Origin of the sequence: Rhizobium sp. ZW T2_16 (genome assembly GCF_044987325.1) — a bacterium.
Classification (GTDB): Bacteria; Pseudomonadota; Alphaproteobacteria; order Rhizobiales; family Rhizobiaceae; genus Neorhizobium; species Neorhizobium cellulosilyticum.
In genome coordinates this window covers 25,723-48,059 of the sequence record NZ_JBJDRG010000011.1, presented here as the reverse complement: position 1 = coordinate 48,059, position 22,337 = coordinate 25,723, and the positions used below count along the sequence as shown (strand labels likewise).

Annotated in this window: 24 protein-coding genes; 11 read left to right on the top strand and 13 right to left on the bottom strand. The window is 58.1% G+C overall.

Annotated elements, in window-relative coordinates; genetic code table 11:
- Positions 1 to 139: 139 nt before the first annotated feature.
- A complete protein-coding gene (locus ACI3K0_RS21800) occupies positions 140 to 607 on the bottom strand; it encodes a hypothetical protein (RefSeq protein ID WP_206828217.1) in 468 nt (155 codons plus the stop codon).
- Positions 608 to 675: 68 nt separating this feature from the next.
- On the bottom strand, positions 676 to 888 hold the full coding sequence (locus ACI3K0_RS21795) for a hypothetical protein (protein WP_148142956.1): 213 nt from the start codon (positions 886 to 888) through the stop codon (positions 676 to 678).
- 115 nt (positions 889 to 1,003) lie between these two features.
- Between ACI3K0_RS21795 and ACI3K0_RS21790 the strand changes: the two genes are divergently transcribed.
- Positions 1,004 to 1,342, top strand: a complete 339-nt coding sequence (locus ACI3K0_RS21790) for a hypothetical protein (protein ID WP_148142955.1) — start codon at positions 1,004 to 1,006, stop codon at positions 1,340 to 1,342.
- A 341-nt stretch (positions 1,343 to 1,683) separates the two neighbouring features.
- On the opposite strand, the gene ACI3K0_RS21785 is transcribed toward ACI3K0_RS21790, so the two are convergent.
- Positions 1,684 to 1,959: a glycoside hydrolase family protein gene (locus ACI3K0_RS21785; RefSeq protein WP_404946248.1), complete on the bottom strand. Its 276-nt coding sequence runs from the start codon at positions 1,957 to 1,959 to the stop codon at positions 1,684 to 1,686.
- Positions 1,960 to 2,188: 229 nt separating this feature from the next.
- Complete coding sequence (locus tag ACI3K0_RS21780) at positions 2,189 to 3,514, bottom strand: PLP-dependent aminotransferase family protein (RefSeq protein ID WP_206828215.1); 1,326 nt, start codon at positions 3,512 to 3,514, stop codon at positions 2,189 to 2,191.
- A 103-nt stretch (positions 3,515 to 3,617) separates the two neighbouring features.
- Here ACI3K0_RS21780 and ACI3K0_RS21775 point away from each other — a divergent pair, with 103 nt between their 5' ends.
- The 5 genes from ACI3K0_RS21775 to ACI3K0_RS21755 all read left to right on the top strand — a co-directional run bounded on the left by ACI3K0_RS21775 (position 3,618) and on the right by ACI3K0_RS21755 (position 8,540).
- Positions 3,618 to 4,601: a nitrate ABC transporter substrate-binding protein gene (locus ACI3K0_RS21775; protein ID WP_148142953.1), complete on the top strand. Its 984-nt coding sequence runs from the start codon at positions 3,618 to 3,620 to the stop codon at positions 4,599 to 4,601.
- A gap of 65 nt (positions 4,602 to 4,666) precedes the next feature.
- A complete protein-coding gene (locus ACI3K0_RS21770; protein WP_183687039.1) occupies positions 4,667 to 5,554 on the top strand; it encodes an ABC transporter substrate-binding protein in 888 nt (295 codons plus the stop codon).
- Entirely contained in the window at positions 5,551 to 6,477 is a 927-nt protein-coding gene (locus ACI3K0_RS21765) for an amino acid ABC transporter permease (protein WP_404946247.1), read from the top strand. The genes ACI3K0_RS21770 and ACI3K0_RS21765 overlap by 4 nt, the downstream gene beginning before the upstream one ends.
- Positions 6,474 to 7,268, top strand: a complete 795-nt coding sequence (locus tag ACI3K0_RS21760; RefSeq protein WP_404946246.1) for an amino acid ABC transporter ATP-binding protein — start codon at positions 6,474 to 6,476, stop codon at positions 7,266 to 7,268. The genes ACI3K0_RS21765 and ACI3K0_RS21760 overlap by 4 nt, the downstream gene beginning before the upstream one ends.
- Positions 7,269 to 7,340: 72 nt before the next feature.
- Positions 7,341 to 8,540 (top strand): M20 aminoacylase family protein, encoded by a 1,200-nt coding sequence (locus ACI3K0_RS21755; RefSeq protein ID WP_206828211.1) that lies wholly within the window; start codon positions 7,341 to 7,343, stop codon positions 8,538 to 8,540.
- Between the two features lie 676 nt (positions 8,541 to 9,216).
- Here ACI3K0_RS21755 and ACI3K0_RS21750 read toward each other — a convergent pair.
- The gene (locus ACI3K0_RS21750; protein ID WP_206828209.1) at positions 9,217 to 9,933 is read right to left on the bottom strand and encodes a pyridoxamine 5'-phosphate oxidase family protein; all 717 of its coding nucleotides are present in this window, start codon (positions 9,931 to 9,933) and stop codon (positions 9,217 to 9,219) included.
- Positions 9,934 to 10,013: 80 nt separating this feature from the next.
- Between ACI3K0_RS21750 and ACI3K0_RS21745 the strand changes: the two genes are divergently transcribed.
- A complete protein-coding gene (locus ACI3K0_RS21745) occupies positions 10,014 to 11,459 on the top strand; it encodes a PLP-dependent aminotransferase family protein (RefSeq protein ID WP_286195013.1) in 1,446 nt (481 codons plus the stop codon).
- Between the two features lie 215 nt (positions 11,460 to 11,674).
- On the opposite strand, the gene ACI3K0_RS21740 is transcribed toward ACI3K0_RS21745, so the two are convergent.
- Positions 11,675 to 12,055: a hypothetical protein gene (locus ACI3K0_RS21740; RefSeq protein ID WP_404946271.1), complete on the bottom strand. Its 381-nt coding sequence runs from the start codon at positions 12,053 to 12,055 to the stop codon at positions 11,675 to 11,677.
- Positions 12,056 to 12,459: 404 nt separating this feature from the next.
- Complete coding sequence (locus ACI3K0_RS21735; protein ID WP_404946245.1) at positions 12,460 to 12,657, bottom strand: hypothetical protein; 198 nt, start codon at positions 12,655 to 12,657, stop codon at positions 12,460 to 12,462.
- A 632-nt stretch (positions 12,658 to 13,289) separates the two neighbouring features.
- On the opposite strand from ACI3K0_RS21735, the gene ACI3K0_RS21730 reads away from it, so the two are divergent.
- The 3 genes from ACI3K0_RS21730 to ACI3K0_RS21720 all read left to right on the top strand — a co-directional run bounded on the left by ACI3K0_RS21730 (position 13,290) and on the right by ACI3K0_RS21720 (position 16,530).
- On the top strand, positions 13,290 to 13,790 hold the full coding sequence (locus tag ACI3K0_RS21730; protein ID WP_148142947.1) for a ferritin-like domain-containing protein: 501 nt from the start codon (positions 13,290 to 13,292) through the stop codon (positions 13,788 to 13,790).
- 69 nt (positions 13,791 to 13,859) lie between these two features.
- Complete coding sequence (gene catE, locus ACI3K0_RS21725; RefSeq protein WP_404946244.1) at positions 13,860 to 15,992, top strand: catalase C; 2,133 nt, start codon at positions 13,860 to 13,862, stop codon at positions 15,990 to 15,992.
- A gap of 367 nt (positions 15,993 to 16,359) precedes the next feature.
- Positions 16,360 to 16,530: a DUF2934 domain-containing protein gene (locus ACI3K0_RS21720; RefSeq protein ID WP_148142945.1), complete on the top strand. Its 171-nt coding sequence runs from the start codon at positions 16,360 to 16,362 to the stop codon at positions 16,528 to 16,530.
- Positions 16,531 to 16,607: 77 nt separating this feature from the next.
- Here ACI3K0_RS21720 and ACI3K0_RS21715 read toward each other — a convergent pair whose 3' ends face one another.
- From ACI3K0_RS21715 to ACI3K0_RS21700, 4 genes are all read right to left on the bottom strand, one after another.
- A complete protein-coding gene (locus ACI3K0_RS21715) occupies positions 16,608 to 16,970 on the bottom strand; it encodes a hypothetical protein (RefSeq protein WP_404946243.1) in 363 nt (120 codons plus the stop codon).
- Between the two features lie 30 nt (positions 16,971 to 17,000).
- The gene (locus tag ACI3K0_RS21710; protein WP_404946242.1) at positions 17,001 to 17,543 is read right to left on the bottom strand and encodes a hypothetical protein; all 543 of its coding nucleotides are present in this window, start codon (positions 17,541 to 17,543) and stop codon (positions 17,001 to 17,003) included.
- Positions 17,544 to 17,640: 97 nt separating this feature from the next.
- Complete coding sequence (locus ACI3K0_RS21705; protein WP_404946270.1) at positions 17,641 to 18,519, bottom strand: pirin family protein; 879 nt, start codon at positions 18,517 to 18,519, stop codon at positions 17,641 to 17,643.
- 146 nt (positions 18,520 to 18,665) lie between these two features.
- Entirely contained in the window at positions 18,666 to 19,325 is a 660-nt protein-coding gene (locus ACI3K0_RS21700; protein WP_404946241.1) for a hydrolase, read from the bottom strand.
- 138 nt (positions 19,326 to 19,463) lie between these two features.
- On the opposite strand from ACI3K0_RS21700, the gene ACI3K0_RS21695 reads away from it, so the two are divergent.
- Positions 19,464 to 20,339, top strand: coding sequence for a LysR family transcriptional regulator (locus tag ACI3K0_RS21695; RefSeq protein ID WP_404946240.1), 876 nt, complete (start codon positions 19,464 to 19,466; stop codon positions 20,337 to 20,339).
- 14 nt (positions 20,340 to 20,353) lie between these two features.
- On the opposite strand, the gene ACI3K0_RS21690 is transcribed toward ACI3K0_RS21695, so the two are convergent.
- Together ACI3K0_RS21690 and ACI3K0_RS21685 are read right to left on the bottom strand one after the other, a co-directional pair.
- Entirely contained in the window at positions 20,354 to 21,043 is a 690-nt protein-coding gene (locus ACI3K0_RS21690; protein WP_404946239.1) for an alpha/beta hydrolase, read from the bottom strand.
- Positions 21,044 to 21,268: 225 nt separating this feature from the next.
- Positions 21,269 to 22,252, bottom strand: a complete 984-nt coding sequence (locus ACI3K0_RS21685) for a zinc-binding alcohol dehydrogenase family protein (protein WP_404946238.1) — start codon at positions 22,250 to 22,252, stop codon at positions 21,269 to 21,271.
- Positions 22,253 to 22,337: the final 85 nt, after the last annotated feature.

The window sequence follows — 22,337 nt, the reverse complement described above, 5'->3', positions numbered from 1 at the left end:
TTGGATCAGTGGACAGCTCACGGATTTCCGCCGCTTTTAGCTTATGTTCCGGAGAATAAACGCCTTGCGCTGTACGTGCGGTGCCAGCACCCAAGCTCCAACCGGCTTTTGTTCAGATAGATAGCACCAGTCGCAAGCATCACACCAGCATTGACCGCCGTCGCACCAGTGATCTTGGACGCGACGTTGAAGTTTGCACCGTTCGCGCCTTCTTGTCACTGGTCGCATTCGGGAAAGCGCTAGCTGAAGCGACGTTTGCACCGGCTTTGGTTTGAAGAACTGTGATCCTCTGGACACCGGTCGCATCGATCCACTTGATCGACGCATCGATCGTGGCGGTTCCGCCTGTAGAGCATTCGCCGTAACCAGCCGATGCGCCATAGTGCGGAAACCACAGTTGGAAGCTGCCATCCGTGATGTCTTCATATGCCACGCCGTGGACCGTGCCGCCGACAGCCGGTGAAGCTGCACCGAGACCCTGACCACCACTGTATTCATTGCCGAGTGCCTTGATGTAAGACAGCGGGCGAAGTCGCTCTAACGCAGCGCCAGCGGGCTTCAGAAACCGACGTTCGAGAAGCCGAAACCTAGACCGAAGTCCACCCATCAGGCTGATACGATCGTTTCTTTCACGGCTGAGCGAATGGAGAACGGGAACGATTGACCGGCAGCGATCTAGATGCGCGGAGTAACGGCGGCATTCGGGGCGGCTGCACCGCTCGAAAATGCGACGTAGATGTCAACCAATGCGGTGATGATCAGATACTTCTTAGATGTAGAGGCGAAGGTATAGCCCTGCCCTGCGTCCAATTCCTGGCTTTGAAAGTCGCAGGACATGACTGCGGCCTCGAATTTGATGATAGATAAAACGAGTTGGGCAACAGCCATAAATCGGGCCTCAATAGCTAGTGTTTTAGCTATTTAAGCCGCACAATCGATGCGATCGGCTGGAACGAAAGTCACTTTATTCGGTTAAGCTGCATCCTCAACGCGGATCGCTCAAATGTCGCAAGATGATGTGATTTACACGAAGTGCTTTGATGAAGGGCGCAGAGCCGGACGAATCGGCATGCCGCAAGCGACAAATCCTTATCGTGACGCCGGAACTGAGCGCAGCGCATGGCATGACGGTTATGCTGCAGTCGATTTTGACGATCTAATCGCTATCGAACGCATCCATCTCTTTCATCTTGGAAGAGAAGCTGGCGAACGCGGGGAAACGGCAACACGGTGTCCGTTCGTTCACGACCAGAACCCGGAGCGAATGGAAATATGGCTGCTGGGCTATGCGCCCCAAGCGGACGGGGAACCGATCCAGAATGACAACGTTCGATCTTCATGAAGTTTCTAGAACGCCGCCCACTCGTAACAACATTCCTTATTCTCAATCGCGATCTTTGCGTCGGTTTACGTCGTCCAGACTTGGATGACTGACCGCTTCGGCTATGTGGACGGAAAAGCCCCGATCACTGAACCGCCGACTTGAACAGATCATATTCCGCCTGACGGCGGATTGTCAGCCCTCGTGGCGGGGTCACGGCGCCATTAACACGGGCTTTGTTCCATTGAAGCCAACAGGCTCCAATGTCTTTCAGAGGCGCCCTCATATTGATCCGCTGTAGCAACGGAGACGATGCCAACGCTCCCGTCCTAGATTGTAGCGAAGGATACGAGCGCCCCGATTTAATCATCGGTGAGCGGGACTTTGACGAGCGTGGCAACATCCCGTCCGAAGCCAGCTAGATCGTCGCGCAATAGGCGTTCAGCTTCGGCTTTGGTGATGGTCTGCTTTCGCTGACCATCGACTTTAGTGACGGTCTCTGTGTTTCTAAACCCAATCGTCGGGACACCAGCGGGGCAGTAGTAGGCGGTCAGTTCTTCGCTGTTAGCCTTCTTTATGAAGGCTAAGGCTCTTGTTGATGCGGTAGGCACTAATTTCAGATCTTCGTTTAAAAACAACTCTTTATTTGAATGTCTTCATTGATATTTTCGGCGGATCTGATAAAATCAGGGTACCCTGTTTGATATGGTAGTACGACGCTAGTCGATGGGTTAGACTGGCTATTCAATCCATAGATGGCCCAACCCTTTTTTTGGCAAGAGGGAACGTCCCACAGCTGGCGCTAACTCTATAGGCCTCGGCAACGTAGGCCTAACCCCCCTTTGTTGAGGCGCCGTCAGCGCGCGCTTATGGACTACGCGCCAAAGCAATTGCATGGGCGACCTCATCAAACCCTTCTTTTAGCATCGAGGTTGCCACCCGAATGTTCGCGCTACTGCCCACGCAAAACTTGCTGCCCGAATTAACCGCGATATTACGAGCAGCAAGCGTCACCATCGCGAAGGGTTCCGATTCCACGGGCACCCATAGAGCCAGACCGTGCCCCACTTGGACCGTCAGACCACGCTCACGAAGAGCGTCTGCAAGCCTGTTTCGCCGTTCGTCATAGGTGATCCTGGCCGCGGCGATGCAGTCTGCGGTTTCAGGCTGACGCAAAAGCCATGTGCCGGCGGCTTGTAGAACCCGACTGGTCCAGGCAGCACTGAAACTGCGATAGGACTGCACCTGTTCGACGATTGCCTTGGTACTCGACAACACAGCCAGGCGCAGGTCCGGCCCAAGCGTTTTGGACAGCGAAAGGACATGAATAACCCTGTCGGGAAACTCCCGGCCAAGCGAATGACGTTCCGCGGACGAGATGTCGCCCATACCATCATCCTCGATGATCACCGCGTCGCTGTAGCGCAAGACGTCGGCAAGCTCACCAAGCCGCTCCGGAGTTACCGTCCTGCCGGTAACCGAATGCAATCTGGGTTGGAACAGGAAGACGACGGGCTTATAGAGCATAGCTTCGTTCAATGATGATGGCAGCGGCCCTTGCTCGTCGCATTTCACCGGAATGATGCGGGCGCCCTGATGTTCGAGAATATCGAGCAGACGCATGGCGGTCGGCTCCTCGATCGCCACCGGCGCGCCGGGCGTCACCAATGCGTGGATCGCAGTGTAGACCGCGTTATAGCCGCCATTCATCGCCAGAAATGCCTCCGCCTCATACGGCCAGGTCTTGCGGACCTCGGCCTCCAGTTCCGGCAGAATTCGGCTGCGTTCATAGCTGTTGAGGTTTTGCGCTAAAGCACCGTAGGCAAGCGCCCTTTCGAGCGGCGGCAGCAAGGCGGGGTCCGGCACGGCCATGGTGAGATCTAGAGCGCCGGCGCCGTAATGTCCCGAACTCGCCAGCCGTTCAGGCTTGGCGATGAAGCGATCGCCGCTCACCCAAGTACCGTTCCGCCCCCTGCCAGTGATGATCTTTTGCCTGCGAAGGTCGCTCCAGGCCTCGGAAATGGTTGCCGGGCTGACGCCGAGCGAAAATGCCAGGTCACGGATTGGAGGCAATTTCGCGCCAACCGGCAGAGCGCCGGCACGGATCAACGCACTGGTTTCCAAGGCAATTCCGCGAATTGTACGGTCGCTTAATTTTTCGGCAAACCAAGTCGAATTATAGGCGTCGCTCATTTTATCACCAGATTTAATGTTCAATAACGTAATAACATTTGATCATTTCAAAATGAACATTTTAATCTCAGTACATCAGCATTTTCTGACATGAGTAGCTCGAATGACACTGCGCCTTAGAATTGCACTGCGTGACTGGGACTACATGACGCCGCTGGTTCTCGGTGACGTCTCCTCCGATAAGCTCGACCTTGAGGTCGACCGCATCGGTACGCTGGTCTCGCATGTGGGCAAGGATCCCGACCACGATGCGGCCGAAATGTCGTTCAGCCGCTACTCGCAGCTGCGCCATGACGGCGATGACAGTGTCGTCGGCATACCCAATTTCATCATGCGCGGTTTCCGCCATCGCTGCATCATGACCATGGCCGATAGCGATATCACAACACTAGGCCAGCTCAAGGGCAAGCGCATCGGCGTGACCGGCTGGCGCGACAGCGGCAATACCTGGACACGCGCCGCCATTCGCCGTGAAGGTGTCGAGGTCACGGACGCCATGTGGTATGCTGGCCGCCTGACCGAGGCGCATCCGATCACCGACCGCCTCGATGGCTTTGGCCAGCCTGGCCTTATCGAAGCATGTCCCGGAGAGAAGCCGATGGTGGACCTTCTGCGTGACGGTGGTCTCGATGCGATCTTCACCCCGTTCATGCCGAACGGCTATTTCGAGCCGGGCTCGCCCTTCCGCCAGGTCCTGTCGGATTTCCGCGACGAGGAACAGCGCTATTTCGATGATGTCGGTTACGTCCCGGGCATGCACCTGATCGGCATCAAGGCCGGGATCGTTGCCGAGAACCCGTGGGCGATCGCCGAAGTCAGTCGCCTGATCGACGAGTCGCAGAAAATGTGGACCGAGAAGCGCCGCAAATATGCCGAGACCACACCTTGGATGTTCGACGAGGTGCTGAAAACCTCGCGCGATCTGCCAAAGGGCTGGGACGCCAGTGGCTTTGCCGTCAACCGTAAGATGATTGATGACTTCGCCGGCGAACTGCATGCCCAGGGCATCATGAAACGCCACATGACGCCTGAAGAGCTTTTTGCATACGACACCGACGGAAGCCGTATCGGTTTATCGATAACCTGAAACCGTAACACTGCAACAGACGTCACTTCATCAGATAAAAACGTCACCTAAAAAGGGGAATGAACATGTCGCATAAGAAACTCATCGCTCTGGCGCTCGCCGGCATTGCCTTTGCCGGCGTTGCGAAGGCGCAGGATGCTTCCATCAAGCTGGAAGTGAACAAGGAACTGCATGATCGCCTGCCGGAAGATATCAAGTCCGCCGGCAAGATGATTTCCGTCAACAACGGTTCGTTCCCTCCCTATGAAATCGTCACCGGCACGGTCATGACGGGTGCCAGCGCCGACCTGACCGACGCGCTCAGCCAGCTTCTCGGGGTCAAGATCGAACACGCAACCGTCGGTGGTCTGCCGGCTCTGCTTGCCGGCGTCAATTCGGGCCGTTACCAGTTCGCCTTCGGCCCGGTGGGTGACTACAAGGATCGCGAAGCCGCCAACGATTTCGTCGACTGGGTTCAGGAATTCGTCGTCTTCGCCACGCTGAAGGGCAACCCGAAGGGCATCACATCGCTCGATACCTCCTGCGGCCAGCGCGTCTCCGTCATGGCCGGCGGTTCGGCCGAACGCGTGATCAAGGTCCAGTCCGACAAATGCGTGGCCGACGGCAAGGCCGCCGTCGAAGTGCAGTCCTATACCGACCAGCCCGCCTCGATCCTCGCGGTCCGCTCGAAGCGTGCCGATGCGTTCTTCTCGTCTCAGGCACCGCTCACCTATTTCGTCTCCCAGGCCAACGGCCAGCTGGAACTCACCGGCGTCGGCCAGAGCAACGGCTTCAGCGATATCTTCCAGGGCGCCGTCGTGCCGAAGGGTTCGCCGCTCGGCCCGATCTTCGTCGACGCCTTCAAGGTGATGATGGCGGACGGCACCTATGCCAAGATCATGAAGAAGTGGGGCCTTGAGAACAACATGATCAAGGAACCCGGCATCAACCTCGGCGGACAGCTTCCGAAATGAGCACCAATATCACAACCAATGCAGCGCCTTCGGGCGCTGCTGACTTTCGCGATGTGGCAACCGCCCACACGCCGTTCCGCACCTGGCGCCTGCTTCTCTGGCTCGTGATCGCCATCGTCGTCGTCGACTTCGGCTGGATTGTCGCCAATAACGAGAATTTCGGCTGGCCGGTCGTCGCCCAGTATTTCTTCGACCCGACTGTCATCCAGGGGCTTTATGTCAGCCTCGGCTTGACTGTCGTCGGCATGATACTCGGCGTTATCGTCGGTCTCGTCATAGCCATCATGCGCATGTCGAGCGACCGGCTGGCGAGCGGTTTTGCCTCTCTGTTCATCTGGTTCTTTCGCGGCACGCCGCTGCTGGTCCAGCTAATCTTCTGGTACAACATGTCGACGCTGTTTCCGAACCTGTCGATTGCCATTCCCTTCGGTCCGACGCTTGCCAGCTGGGACACCAATTCGGTGATCACCCCGATGACGGCGGCGATTGTCGGCCTTGCTCTCAACGAAGCGGCCTATATGGCGGAAATCATCCGTGGCGGCCTCATCTCGGTCGATCGTGGACAAGCTGAAACCGCGGAAGCCTTCGGCATGACAAAGGCGCGTGCCCTGTGGCGGATCATTATTCCGCAGGCGATGCGCTCCATCGTACCGCCGACCGGCAACCAGCTGATCAGCATGATCAAGGCGACCTCGCTCGTCAGCGTTATCGCTATGGCCGACCTGCTCTACTCCGTACAGTCGATTTACAACCGCACCTTCGAGATCATCCCGATGCTGCTGGTGGCTGTTCTCTGGTACCTGCTGATCACCTCGATCCTCAATATCGGTCAGAACTATATCGAAGCTTACTACGGCCGTAGCGACCGTCGTAATGCCGGCGCCCCAAAACCGGTCGCAACGACCGAGGAGGCAAGCCATTGACCGCATTTGTTCAATCAGATGGCATTAATACAAAGCCTCTCGTTCAGGCCCGCAACGTTCACAAGGCCTACGAGCATCTGGAAGTCCTGAAAGGGATCGATCTCGATGTCATGTCCGGAGAAGTCGTGGTGATCCTTGGGCCGTCCGGCTCGGGCAAGTCGACTTTTCTGCGCTGCATCAACCACCTCGAAGCCATCCAGAAGGGCTTTATCGAGGTGGATGGCGAGCAGATCGGCTACCGGGTCAAGAATGACCGACTGGAAAAGCTTTCCGCCAATGGTATCGCCAAGCAGCGCCGCAAGATCGGCATGGTGTTCCAGCAGTTCAACCTCTACCCGCACATGACGGTGCTGCAGAACATCATCGAGGCTCCGGTCGGCGTTCATGGCCATAACCGCAAGGAAGCCATCGAGACGGCGAAAGGCCTGCTGCAGCGCGTCGGCCTGTTGGAAAAGGCGGATAACTATCCGCGCCAGCTTTCCGGTGGCCAGCAGCAGCGTGTGGCGATTGCCCGTGCCTTGGCGATCAAGCCGAAACTGATGCTGTTCGACGAGCCGACCTCCGCACTCGATCCGGAACTCGTCGGCGAAGTGCTGGCGACGATGAAAGACTTGGCGAGACAGGGCCTGACCATGATCGTCGTTACCCACGAGATCGGCTTCGCCAGGGAGGCTGCCGACCGCGTGGTCTTCATGGATGGTGGCGTCATCGTCGAGCAGGGCAAGCCGGAAGAGGTGATCGGCAACCCGCAGCATCCACGCACGCAGGCCTTCCTGTCGCGTTTCCTTTAGAAGCTCCTCCCCGCCTAGCCCCGGCCGAAACGCCGGGGTCTTTTGTTTGATTTCGAAAAGTCTGGATAAGCGATGCCCACCCAAGACAATCTGCCCAAAGACAATCTATATGCCCGCGTTGCCGATTTCGACGCGATGGAAGCCGAACTGAAGGCAACCCGCCATCATCTGCACGCTCACCCTGAACTCTCCTTCGAGGAGGCACAGACGGCACGCTACGTGGCCGACAAGTTGGAAGGCTGGGGTTACGAAGTGAGTCGTAACGTCGGTGGCCACGGTGTTGTCGCCACCCTGAAAAACGGCACCGGCACGAAAAGCATCGGCATCCGCGCCGACATGGATGCGCTTCCTATTCTGGAAGAAACCGGCGCTTCATATGCAAGCACGATTTCCGGCAAAATGCATGCCTGCGGCCATGACGGCCACACGACCATGCTTCTGGGTGCTGCCGAATATTTGGCCCGCACCAGGCGTTTCAACGGCACGGTCACACTCATCTTCCAGCCGGCAGAAGAGGCAGGCAAGGAAAGCGGTGCGCAGAAAATGATCGCCGACGGGCTGTTCGCGCGCTTTCCGATCGATGCCATCTTCGGCCTGCACAACCATCCGGGCATGCCGGCGGGGGCGCTGTTGACACGGCCCGGTGCGATCATGGCGGGCGGCAACACGGTCAGGATCACCATAAACGGCAAGGGTGGCCATGCATCGCGTCCGCATCTGACGATAGACCCGGTTCTGATCGCATGCAATCTCGTCATGACGCTGCAGTCAGTCGTATCACGGAATGTCGATCCGACCGAGACAGCCGTTCTGACCGTCAGCACCATTCATGCGGGCGAAGCGTCCAACGTCATCCCGAACACTGCAAAGATCTCGATGAGCGTCCGCTATTTCGACCCAGCCGTGGCGGAGCTTATTGAGGAGCGCATTCGCAAGCTGACTGGAAGCGTGGCCGAAGGCCATGGCGCGACGGCAGACATCGAATATGAATACGGTTATCCGGTCGTCATCAACTCCGAAGCGGAAACCGCCTTTGCCAATGAAGTAGCGCAGGAACTGGTCGGCAGCGACAACGTGTCCATCTGCCCGCCGCTTCCAGGCAGCGAAGATTTTGCCTATTTCCTCCACCACCGCCCCGGCAGTTTCCTGCGTCTGGGCAACGGCAAAGGCTCGCCGATCCTGCATTCGTCGAAATACGATTTCAACGATGAAAGCCTAACGATCGGCGCGGCCATGTGGGCAAGGCTGGCGGAACGTTATCTGAACGCGTGACGAATCAGGTGGCAGCGAATCCCAAGGCAGGCCGACATCGTTGGCCTGCTTTTTATGTAGGGAAGATCGGGGCTCATCCATTTGCTGATTTCGGTCGACGGCAACAGCGATGGGTCGAGCAGCTCCCATCTGCTTGCCCCGGTGTTCAACACCATAAGAAGTACGGTCTGATCGCAGCTGGCGCATCGCTATTATATCTATCTGGAGTATCGCGCCGGGTGCATGCTATTCTTCGTGATCTACGTCAGGCACCGCAGGATGGGGCTCGCTTCCAGTAGCGTCACGTTCCCTCAGCTTCCATCAGATCATCACGGTGGTGCATAGTAATCGGCACGAGGAATACAAAGCTGCATTCTGCCATAAACCAATCCGGCCAACTTGACGTTTCAGCATACTCCAAGTTATTGATAACCACATGAAAATCATGGCGACGGGCAACAAGTTTTCTTTGATTTAGTCGATCAGGATCAAATTATTGCGCATCGATGAGACGCTGCGCAATGTTGCGGTAACCCATGTCCTCGTTCCGATGAGCCTCGGCCGAACATCGAGCAGCAAGTCTTGCCGCCCTTCCTACGCTTAGGATCGGTCCCTGCGCCTGCGCTGGCGTCATCATTGCAAGTGAGCGTGCCACGTCACCGACGTCCATCTCAAGCTGATGGGGCCTTGCGGGGCTTTAGCCGTAGGTGAGCCCGTGGGCTTCTAGCAAAGCCTCTTCAAGAAGCCGCCCCTCACGATATGACCCAAGCGTCGTCGGGCGCTCAACACCAGGCCTAGTGCGGGGACAGGGCTCGGGGCCACCAATCACCGTGCGGATTGGCAGGCGTTCGGCATAGACAGGCAGGGCATAATCCTCCTCGTCATCAATAACGCCTTTCGCACGGATCTTGGCTGAAGCCTTTTCGATTTCCATTACGATCACCGCCGTCGCCTTCGTCTCTTGTCTAGTCGTCGCTCGGAGGCCAGCAGTCCTCTCTGGGAAGAACCGGTCCACCATCATCGTCAGTGCGCGATCCTTTTCGAGCGCATCTGTCACCAGGCGAGCCTTTCCGAAAGCCATCACCGCGCGGTAATCGGCGGAATGGTTGAAGCCCGAGCGCGCCAAGACGATACTGTCGAAATGTGTGACGGTTAGGCATGCAGGCTCCCCTTTTGAAAGATTGCGTAACATCCTGCTCGCACTGCTGCCATGCCAATAGAGACGCGTTTCCTCGCGCCAGAAGAGAGTTGGAGTGCAGAAGGGCTGCCCATCGATCACGTAGGAGACATGAGCAAGCGCGGCGGAATCCAGCAGTTGATGCACCGTGGCTTGATCGTAAAAGCCGCGATCATGGCGACGTTTGACCTTGTTTATGGGATCAACGGGGTAGTTTACTGAAGGCTGCTGGGGCATGAACCGGTTCCTCACAATGATTGTTGTGACCACCTCACACAGGTAGAGTGGTTTCATCTAGGTCCAGTTTGAGACAAAACATGCCAACCACCTCAAAGCTCGAAACTTTCGGACCGGTCATTGCGACCGGCCCGATGGAACAGCTTCGTCTCGATCCGTTAATCCGTAATCAAGCGCAGCGGGTGCATAGCGCGCTACGCATAGCAATACTCGACGGCCTCCTACCCTCCGGTACGGCTCTGCCGTCCAGCCGGGCTCTGTCGCGTCAGATCGGTATCGGCCGCAATACCATCGTAGCTGCATATGAGCTATTGGTGAGCGACGGACTTGCCGAAGCCCGCCACGGTTCCGGCACCTTTGTCGCCACCGTCCCGCCTCTGCAGGCAAACATTAACGTAACGCCCGTGATTGAGCCCCGCTCCCCTCCCGGTCCTAAGAAACCGTTTGCGCTTGGTCAGCCACGTGTGGAACCGGCGCTCCTTAACCGTCTGGCCGCAGCTAGTCGTCGGCGTATTTCTGACGCTGATCCCTTCGATCTCGGCTATGGGGATCCGCGTGGCAGCCTGCATTTACGCCGACAGATTGCCGCCGCCCTCGCGATCGACCGAGGCTTGCGCTGCGATCCTGATTGCATTGTTATAGTCAGCGGCACTCAGCACGGTTTACGTCTATGCATGGATGCACTGGTTGAGCCCGGAGACCGTGTCTGGATGGAAGAACCCGGGTATGCGGCTGCTCGTACCACACTCTTGGCTTCTGGTGCCGTTCCCGTTCCCATTAATGTAGATGAAGAAGGGCTAGATATTCGTGCTGGCCGCCAACGCGCACCTGATGCGAAGGCAGCGTATGTTACGCCTTCGCATCAGTTCCCGTCTGGGGTCAGGATGTCTATGAGCCGTCGCGTAGAACTTCTCGACTGGGCCGAAAATGCAAGCGCGTGGGTGTTGGAAGACGACTACGATAGCGAATTCCGGTATACCGGGAGACCGCTTACGGCGCTTGCCGGCCTTTCATCCACGAGGGTAATCTATCTCGGAACCTTTGCAAAAACCTTGTTTCCTGCATTACGGATTGGCTACGTCGTGGTGCCGCCGGACGTTCTCGGCCGAGTCCTGGCTGCCCGCGCCGCCATAGACCGGTTTCCGCCCGCGTTTATGCAGGACGCCCTCGCAGATCTAATGTCCAATGGCACCGTCTCGGCCCATCTGCGCCGAATGCGAAAGCAATACCGCCACTCGCGCGACCGGATTGCAAGGATCCTTATCGAGGAAGCTGCCGGTGTGCTCACACCCATTGTGCCTGAGCAGGGCTTGCATATGATTGTCCGCTTAGCTTCAAACCTTGCGAGTGGCGCTGGCCGCAAGATCCGCGCCGAGGCTGGGGTCGAGGCGTTGTTATTGTCTGAGACGCAAACCGTGACGACCGGCATCGAAGCATTCGTTCTCGGCTTCTCTGGTTTTGCGCCTGAAGTCCTATCGGAGGCTGCAAGTTCGTTAGCGCGAGCCGCAAGAAAATTGGTTGAGTAGAAAAGAAGCTGACTTTCTCAGCTCTGAGTTCCCGGAATCGCAAAAACAAAAAGTTAGGTGGGTCCATAGTTTATCCCGCATCAACCAACTCTCCCAGTCTCAACCATCGACCCGAAGCCTTCGCCGAGGGGATACGAATTGGGCACCAGCGCATACGGTTGCTAGGGCATTCCACGGGTAGCCAGCATTCGTTTACAACTGATGATGCCCACCAGTTATGGAACCGGCCAGCGCCCTAATAAGAACGTGATCTGGTCGTGAAGACGTGCTCCGGTATCGTTGCCATCGCGGACCGACTGTTCAACGAGCACAGGGTGATAGAATGGCGTGAACGCAGTCGTTACGTTTCTAGCTTCACGCCTTGGATCCGCGGCTCGGAATTCGCCGGATTTCATCCCGTCCCTCACGATTGCCTCGATGATCCCGACATCCTCATTGGTATGCGCCTTGTTGATCTCCCAGTTTTTGCACGCCGCGGCAACTAACGAATCATGTACGGGCTTTTCTTCAACACACGTTGTCTTGGCATTGCTCCGCCGAGTCTCTACGCCGCGTTCTGCAGCAAAGCAGGACTGTACCGTGAGGCGCTGGACCACTATTTTGGGATACAGGGTGCACTGACCGATCTCGGCGTCGCGACAGATGTGCCACACGCTGTCGAGAGCATGCTTAGCGGGTCGTCGACCAAGTCATAGCAGGGATTCGCGCGACGTTGCCACTCAAACCAGCTGTGTAAAACGCCGTCAGGTATCAGTGATGCATACCGCGAGCAAGGCCTGCTCCAGTCGCTCGTATTCACTTACGACCTAAAAGCTTTGGCCGCCAAATCCTCGCGGTTGGGTAAAAGTGTAGACGCAGATTGGTTTTACCGAGAGCTAAGTGCGGCCAGTCCAAAGTGGCTGGCCGCACTTAGCGGAGCTGCTATCCTTCGCAGCGGCGTTAGGGACATTTACGTGGACCAAATCTAGTCAGTCCGCCACAGCAGAAATACAACTACAGCTCACACCAGTTCAGCAAGTGTGGCAGCGTCGAAGCCCTTAATCTCTGCCCAATCACCCGATCTTACCTTCTTGACCCAGGCAGGATCAGCAATGAGCGCTCGACCAACAGCTATGAGGTCAAACTCATCACGCTCCATCCGCTCGAGAAGCTGGTCCAGTCCCGCACTGGTCGACCCCTCACCACTAAACGCGCCCATACCGTACGTCCGCAGAATGCCGCGTCAGCATGTGGAACAATTGTCGGCATCAGTGCTTAGCCTCTTCAGTCCAAGGCAGTGGATTAACGCCGCGGCGTCGCGAGGAGGAGAAGAGCGCTATGACACACGACCCTAATCTCAGCTCACCCGTACGAGTTGAGGATCTAGAAACGAAGGAGCCGGCCATTCCAGTATCGGCTGGTAGTCCCTCTACGCCAGTTCCCGGTCCGCTCCACACTTCGGATGCGCCACGAGTCGATCAGGCGCTGAATTCCGTTCTTGAACATCGTAACGACCCTTATGTTGAGCCGAAGGAGACACTGTCGGCACTGAGAGAAGAGGTCGATACTCTTCGGTACCGGGCGGCAGACGAAGTTCGCTTTCAAATCCGCAGGAATCCCTGGCAGGCAGTCGGGATTGGGGTCTTCGTCGGCTTTCTGATCGGGATCACACGATGATCTTGCGCCTCCGGCGCTCGCGCCGTTGGGAGGTAGCTGGCGAGACGCCGCAGGTCGGCGTTCATGGTACGGTGGCGTACGGGAACCGTTCATTCGTATGAGACATTCCACGCCGTCAGCGGCGGCGCCGCAGTCGGCGCCACACGCATCATTTCAAAATCGATGGAGTAAAACATGGCAAACGCCAAGACACTCGACGACTTGTTTCTGGACACGCTGAAAGACATTTACTTTGCAGAAAAGCAGATCCTGAAGGCGCTGCCGAAAATGGCGCGTGCTTCGCAGTCTGAGGAGGGGAAAGAAGGCTTCCTGCAGCATCGCGAAGAAACTCAGGGACAGATCGAGCGCCTTGAACAGGTGTTCGAGCTTCTCGGCAAGTCGGCACGCGGCAAGACCTGCGAAGCCATCCAGGGCATCATCGCCGAAGGCGAAGAGATCATCGAGGAGTTCAAGGGATCGCCAGCGCTCGATGCCGGTCTCATCTCGTCTGCTCAGGCCGTCGAACATTATGAGATCGCGCGCTACGGCACCCTTATCGAATGGGCCGAACAGCTCGGCCTGAAGGATGCAGTGCCGCTACTCGAACAGAATTTGTCGGAAGAAGTGGCGACCGACAAGAAGTTGACGGCACTGGCAAAAGCTTCCGCCAACGACAAGGGCAAGAAAGCTGCCTGATTGACCGGAATGACGAGAGGCCGCCCGCAAGGCGGCCTTTTTCTGTTTCTTAAACCTGAGGACGGGCAAATGGCCAAGAAGACACAATCATCAACGGATCGAGTCACCATCCACGATCAAACTCTCACGCGTGGCCAAGGTGGCGAGCTTCATCAGACGGCCGAAGATGGCTTCGAAGTGCTAACGACATCGCAAGGCGCTCCGGTCGCCGACGATCAGAACACATTGCGTGTAGGTCCTCGCGGACCCGCTTTGATGGAGGACTTCCATTTCAGAGAAAAAATCTTCCATTTCGATCACGAGCGAATTCCAGAGCGCGTCGTGCATGCGCGCGGGTATGGTGCGCACGGCTATTTCGAGACGTATCAGTCTCTTGCTAAGTACACCCGGGCAGACGTGTTCCAGCGGGCTGGTGAGACGACACCAGTTTTCGTCCGCTTTTCCACGGTCGCCGGCAACAAAGGATCGGCCGATCTCGTGCGCGACGTCCGCGGTTTTGCCGTCAAGATGTACACCAAAGAAGGCAACTGGGATCTGGTCGGCAACAATATCCCGGTCTTCTTCATCCAGGACGCCATCAAGTTTCCTGATCTCATCCACGCGGCCAAGCAGGAGCCGGATCGCGCCTTCCCGCAGGCTCAAACGGCGCACGACAATTTTTGGGACTTCATCAGTCTGACACCTGAAAGCATGAACATGGTCATGTGGATCATGTCCGACCGGACCATACCAAGATCGCTGCGCTTCATGGAAGGATTTGGGGTTCATACGTTCCGCTTCATCAACGGCAAGGACCAGTCCACCTTTGTAAAGTTTCACTGGAAGCCGAAGCTCGGCCTTCAGTCGGTCGCCTGGAACGAGGCGGTTAAGATCAATGGCGCGGATCCTGACTTCCACCGTCGCGATCTCTGGCAGTCAGTCCAATCAGGCAATTTTCCGGAATGGGAGCTCGGGGTCCAGCTCTTCGATCAGGACTTCGCCGACAGTTTCGATTTCGACATCCTAGACCCGACCAAGATCATCCCGGAAGAGGTCTTGCCTGTACAGCCGATCGGGCGAATGGTGTTGGACCGCATGCCGGACAACTTCTTCGCCGAGACAGAGCAGGTCGCGTTCATGACGCAGAACGTTCCCCCGGGCATCGGTTTCAGCAATGACCCGCTCTTGCAGGGCCGTAACTTCTCCTATCTCGATACGCAACTGAAGCGGCTTGGCGGCCCAAACTTCACCCATCTGCCGATCAACGCCCCCAAGTGCCCCTTTGCGCATTTCCAGCAGGACGGTCACATGGCAATGCGCAATCCAGTCGGGCGGGTGAATTACGAACCGAACTCGTTCGGAGCAGGTCCGCGGGAAAGCAAATCGCGCGGCTATCGCCACTTCCCAGCGGAGGAGTCAGGCGCGAAGGTGCAACTTCGTCCCGAAAGTTTCGCGGATCACTACAGCCAGGCGCGACAGTTCTTCATCAGCCAAACACCGCCGGAACAGCGTCATATCATCATGGCGCTCACCTTCGAACTCAGCAAAGTTGAGACAGTTGCGATCCGCGAGCGCATGGTGTCCCATCTGATCAACATCGATGAGACGCTCGCTTCCGAGGTCGCTCATCGGTTGGGAATGGCCGCCATGCCAAAGGCAGCACCGGCGGCCGTGGCAACACGACAAGATCTTGAGCCGTCTCCGGCGCTCAGTATCGTCGATCGTGGGCCGAAGCGTTTCGAAGGACGCAAGCTGGGCATTCTCGTTACAGACGGTGTCGATGCAAAACTGTTGACGGCTCTGACGAGCGCTGTCTTGAAAGAAAAGGGCTTGGTCGAGCTCATCGCACCAAAGGTCGGCGGCGTGACAGCTTCCGACGGCAGCTTCATCGAGGCGCACCATATGATCGACGGTGGCCCCTCGGTGCTCTTTGATGCTGTCGCACTCCTTCCATCCGATCCAGGTTTGGAAGATTTGCTAAAGGAGGCGACAGCACGGGATTTCGTGGCAGACGCGTTCCAACATTGCAAGTTCATCGGCTACAGCGACGTTGCCCTGCCATTGCTCGAAAAGGCCGGGATCGCGGAGGACGTTGACGAGGGTGTTCTGGAGCTCTCCGGCGGCACGACTGTGGCAAGTTTTGTCGAAGAGCTTGGCAAGCTTCGCGTCTGGGGACGTGAGCCGTCAGTAAAGCTCGGCTCGGCATCGGCAACTGCAGCTTAAACACAATCATTCGGCGCGGGTCATAGGCTCGCGCCGATATCTTTGACGTCGACATCGCTACCGGGATGGCCGCCAGTTTCGCCGTAAGACTCCCGGCGTCGCACTTCTCTAGCGATCGGCCCATACGCGAGCCACGTGCCGCGGAGAAAAATCTGTGGCCGCGTCGGTACGGCATCGTACCCTCGACCTGATTTTCTCTATCGTCAGGAACCCACCCAAAGACGCCAACGTTCTACGCCCGCTGTTCCTTTGGGAGGTGTCGCGCCGGGGTATAATAGCCTTCGCGGTTCTGATCGGATCAGCAGATTGAGGATGACAACAATTTGGTTGGCGAGGATGACCTCGTTTTTCCTGCAGGGAGGTTGAGATGGACGAAAATCGTGACGAATGGATTGCCCGTCGCGCCTACGATTTATGGGAGCAAGCTGGTCAGCCTGACGGCCAAGAGTGTGAGCATTGGTCCCAGGCTAGTGCCGAATGGGATGCTCGACCCAGGGGAACCGGACCTGAACACCTATCATGGGACGACGACGAGTAATCTATATGTAGATGACTAGGCGGGTGATGACCTCACCCGCCGTGGCATGTGAATTGTCCGGACTGAAAAGTCCTAGTTCAAGAGGCACTACGTGACCTTAAATTCCGGAGGATCAACGTCGATCTCCGCCGACAATAGTGTTTGGCAATGTTCCGACTGTTGCGAATGACGTGGTAGGCCATTTCAGGATCCCCTCCGGCGAACGTGTCGGGATCAGCGCCGCACATAACGCAATACATGCGCTGATGGACGACCGCAGCGAAGTATTCCGGGGCCGGCGTCGCGTCCTCTTGTCCGATAGCCGCCATGTCTTCTGCGGCTTGATTTCTCGCATTCTGCAGAGCGGCGAAGATCGCTGTGGCCAATCTTTTGTCGGCACGCTCAATGACGTCGGCGATTTCCCTATCGGCGGAACTGCCAGCAGAATTGTCTCTCGTCATGCCTCTTTCCTTCGGCGGTAGGTACGGTCGTCAGCCGGTTGATTTGGTGAAGAGCGCTAGGTAGTTTCGCGCGGTTTCGATGAAAGCTAGCTCTGCTTCGGAGCCGTCGGCGAGTTCGGCCGCACGGGCGTCCACCGGCGCTTGTAGCCGAGCGTCGATCTGCGGATCGGTGGCACGCGCTTTCTCCATCAAGGCACGAAGGACGGTTCTCAAGGCAAAGGATTCCGCTGATCTAGCCAACTGTTGTCGTTCGCTTTGATTCTTCGCGATATCTTCTGCGCGTTCATTCTTCTGCCGCATCGACGCTGGCCTGCCTTGCTGCCTTTCCCACCTCCGAGCGACGTTGCGCCCGGCATAGAGAATCTTCCAGGCGACGTCGGGATCGCCATTCTCGAATGTTTGGGCATCGGCGCCGCAAAGGCCCATGAAGAGGTGGCGAAGCGCTCCATCGCTGAAGTAGTCGTGTGGCGCAGCGGAAACGCCGAGGGACTGGAGCTTGGCGCCGGCGGCTCGAACGGCTTGATCGATCGCTTCATCAACAGCTCGGAACAACTCCTCGTCCGCCTGATGCACCTCGTCTATTCTCTTTGGCATGAGCCTCTCCCACGAATTAGCTCCCTTCGTTACATGATATCGGGTCAAGCCCTCGCGTCCAGGCTTACATGAGGCATCAATCGGGCAAGGGGATGAACTCATCGCGGTCGTCAGCAGGAAGGTCGAAACGGCCCTCTCCCCACTTTCCGGCTCGCCATTCGGCCTTGGCTTCCTCAATACGTTCCATCGACGAGGCGACGAAGTTCCACCAGATGTATCTTGGCCCGGAGAACGTTGCGCCTCCGAGTATTATAATCCGGGCGCCGCGTTCGCCGGCCGCGACGGTTATCCTGTCCCCGGGACGGAACACCATCATCTGCATCGTGCCGAATTCCTGCCCGGCGAGCGAGATCGAACCTTCAACGACGTAGATAGCGCGGTCTTCGTGTTCATCTGGGATCGGAAGACGGGCGAGCGGATCCAGCTTGACGTCGGCGTAGAAGGTCTCCGAAAACATCTTAGCGGGAGCGCGCTCGCCATAGGCGTTTCCGAGGATCAGCCGCGCCGAGACGCCTTCGTCTTCGATCATCGGAAGCGCGCTCCGGCCGTGGTGCTCGAAGGAAGGCGCCACGTCCTCGTGGCCGTCAGGCAGGGCGAGCCATGCCTGTATTCCGAAAAGGCTGTTCGGGCCGCTCCTTGCCGCGGCACTCGTGCGCTCCGAGTGCGATACGCCTTTGCCCGCGACCATCCAGTTCAACTCGCCCGGCCTGATGATCTGGTCGGCGCCGGTACTGTCACGGTGATGAAAGTCTCCTTGGTAGAGGTAGGTCACGGTGCCGAGACCGATATGCGGGTGGGGCCGGATGTCGACGCCCTGCCCCGTCAGGAGTTCGGCGGGACCGGCCTGGTCGAAGAATATGAACGGGCCGACCATCTGTCGGTTCGGCGCGGGCAGCGCCCGTCGGACTTCGAAACCGCCAAGATCGCGAGCTCGCGGAACGATCAAGGACTCAATCGCCTCCACGCCGACCTCATCAGGGCATCCTGGTTCGATCGCAGGGTTTCAGCTCATGTGTTTCGTCCTCTTCTTCGGCCGATGATCATCCATTCATAGCGAGAAGCGGTAACGCGTGACGCATCCGCTCCTCTTTTTAAGCGTACTTACGCTCCAGCACCAGCCTTGGGCGCGGCAGTGTTGAGCAACTGCTGCTCCCATAGATATGCGATACCGCTCCCGCCAGAATGCTGGACGATGACGTCGGTGATCTTCTCAGCCTGTTCGGCACGGGCCCAGTCGCGCTGCCATTCGGCTGCGAGCGCCAGCCAGGTCATCATGTTGACCCCGGCTGCGATCATGCGCTGGATTGCGACCTGATGCGCCTCGGAGGAGACTGCTCCCGAGGCGTCCGTGATGACGGTTACGTCCCAGCCTTCGCCCGCGGCCTGGATCGCCGGCATGGCGACGCACACCTCGGTCCAAAGGCCGGCGATAATCAGTTGCTTGCGACCCGTCGCCTTGACCACGTCTACAACCTTCGAATCCTGCCAGGTGTTGATGAGCGTTCGGTCGATGATTTCCTGGCCGGGAAAAACGTCGGCGATCTGCGGGAACAGCTTGCCGCCGCGTTCCGCGATCACCGTGGTAAGGATAGTCGGAACGTCGAAGGCCTTGGCCGCTTTGGCCAGGCCGACCGTGTTGTTGACCACCATCGTCGGTTCGTGGCTGTTCACGTTCGCGAGCTGATATGGCTGATGGTCGATGAGGACGAGAACCGAATCTTCGGGGCGGAGAAGCGAGGCGAGGCCGTTACGAAAGGTCATGAAACATCCTTGTTTGTTTGTTCGTCGACAGATGCGAACGCGTCCGTTGGACGTCGATCCACGAAAACCTTGTCAGTGCCAGCCCTGATGCGGTAGCCCTCGAAAACGCGAGCTGTGTTGCACAAAGGGGAACGCAAGATGGAAATCAACGACCTTAGGACCTTCGTGGAAGTCGCCGACGCAGGAGGGGTGACAACCGCCGCGGAGCGACTAGGCGTCTCCAAGTCGATGGTCAGCCGGCGTATCGCTCGTCTTGAGGCGGAGTTGGGCGTGCAGCTCGTCGCGCGAACGACCCGCGGCATCGCACTGACTGAGGAAGGCGCGACGTTCCGAGATTATGCGGCGAGGGTTTCGGCGGAGATCGATGCCGCCCGCGAGACGATATTGCCGGCGGGCGAGCTTCGCGGGCGCATCAGGGTCGCCGCCCCACTGTCGTTCGGGCCGACCCACCTCGCTCCTGTCCTGTCTCAGATGGCGCGCCGACACCCGCGCCTCCAGGTTACCTCGTGCTACACCGACCGCTTCGTCGATCTCATCACGGAAGGTTTCGACTGTGCGATCCGGATCGGATACCTGCCGGATTCCAATCTCGTTGCCAGGCGCGTTGGACCACTCTACGCGAAATTTGTTGCCAGCCCCGACTACATCACCCGGAATGGCTCGCCCGAGACGCCGGGCGAACTTCTCAAGCATGAGGCGCTCATGCAGGGAACTGAGACTTGGCAAGTCACAGATGGCGACCAGGTACTCAACACCCGGCCGCAAGGACGGTTCAAGGCCGACAATGGAGTAGCATTGCTCGCTGCCGCGCTGGAAGGGCTAGGCATCGCCAGACTTCCGAACGGTCTTACGGACCAACACATCGCCTCCGGTGCCCTTGTCGAAGTGATGCCGAAGTATCCGCCTCCCACCGCCGGCATCTTCGTGGTCAGGCCTCCTGGACAGCATCCTGCCAAGAAGGTGCGTGTGCTGACAGAGATGCTGATCGAGTGCTACGACTCAGGCTCGTCCTAGCAGCCCGTCGGGTCCTACGGCGCTAGATGTTCTGAAAAGAACTCGGCCAGCCGTGCGACCGCCGGGCCGACATATTCCGGCTTGTAGTACATGTCGTAGTGTCCCGCGCCTTCGACTTCGAAGAAGTGCTTCGCCCTCGACGAAAGGTCGAACAGACGCCTCCCCGCCTCGTATTGTCCGGTCGGCCCCCGGCGCCCGCCGACGATCACCTGCAGCGGCTGGGTCAGTAGCTCGGGCACAAGGCTGAACGCGTCGAAACCCAGCAAGGCGCCATAGCTGACGAACAGCAGGTGGTTCGTCGAATTCGGATGCCGATACGCCGACTCCCGATAGAACGTGACGGCCTCCAGCAATTCAGGATAGGTTATTCCTGCGGCCTTGGCGTCGTCTAGGCTATCAGGAATCCATGGATCTCTCCGTGCCGCGGCACCGCGCGCCTGCGCAGTGCGCTCCGCCGCGACGTCAAGGAGCGTCTGACCGGCGTCGGGAAGCAGGCGGCGCATCGCTTCGCCGATGTCATTGGCGACGACCGTGCCCACCGCCTTGACGCGCCGTTCGGTCAGTGCTGCCTTGATCGCGTAGCCGCCACCTGCGCAGATCCCAAGGAGTCCGATCCGCGCATCATTGACATAGGATAGCGTCGCCAGATGATCGACAGCGCAATGAATGTCTTCGACACGAACGGCCGGATCTTTCGAGATCACGTGGTTCGCCGCCGCTCTCGCCCTGGTATGACGGGTCGAACGTAAGCGCAATGAAGCCCTTTGCGGAGAGTCGCTCGGCGTAGATCGCGCCGATCTGTTCCTTCACGCTGCTGCCCGGCGTCGCAAGGACAACCGCGGGATATGCGCCAACCTCTTCGAAGTCCGGCGGCAGGTGGATATTACCCACGACCTCGATATCTCTGTTCCTGAACGTAACCCGCTTTATCATACGGTGGCCCTTCTTCCTTCTGTCCATGGGGTCATCACGACGCGCCCGAGGGGCCTGGCCGTTTCGGCGTACTCGTGCGCGTGCGCAGCGTCTTCGAGCGCGAAAGATCGGTCGATCACGACGTCGATCTTTCCGGCTGCGGCGGCAGCAAGGAGATCGTCGACGCTGCCGCGCACCGAAGGCCGTTCAAAGATGGATCCCATAAATACCCCGTGCAGCGTCAGATTGTTCTGCATCGGCTGCCATAGATCGACATCGAGCTTTCCGCCGCCAGCATTGCCAAGGAAGACGAGACGCCCTTCCGGTGCGAGCGCCGAAAGCGAAGCTTGCAATGTGGAGCCGACCGGGTCGATGACCAGATCGACGCCCTTCCCATTGGTCAGTCGGCGCGCTTCTCCTACGACGTCATTCTGAAGGCGATCGACGACGAAGGTGGCACCGAGTTCGATCAGACGAGCCTGCCTTTCGCTCCCGCTCGCCACCGCGATCACGGTTGCCCCTGCCCGCTTGGCGAGCTGTACCGCCGCCAGCCCCACGCCTCCAGCCGCGGCGTGGATGAGGACGGTTTCGCGCTCCCCGACACCTCCTCGGGTGACCACGCTGTGATAGGCGGAGCCAAAGGAGATGGGCAGCACGGCGGCTTTTGCGATGTCCAGGCCCGCAGGAATCAGCCACGTTCGCGAAGCAACAACGGCCCAGAGTTCAGCGTGCGATCCCTGCATACTGAAGGCAGCGACCTTTTCGCCAACGGTACGGGTGGTTACGTCCTTGCCCACGCTCACGACCGTTCCAGCCGCTGCATATCCGACCACCCACCGGGGTACCTGGGACATCGATCTGCGATTGATCAGATCTCCGCCTTCGATAGAGATTACTTCCACCTTTATGAGGACTTCGTTCGGCCCGCAGACCGGATCAGGTACGTCGGCGTATTTGAGCACAGACGGTGGTCCCGGATTGTCGTAGACGGCAGCCTTCATCTTCACTCCATTCTCAGAAGAAACTTGTGGAGACATGTAGGTAGTCCACGGTCCCGAGAAAGGGCTCCCTGTCGGGAACGCCATG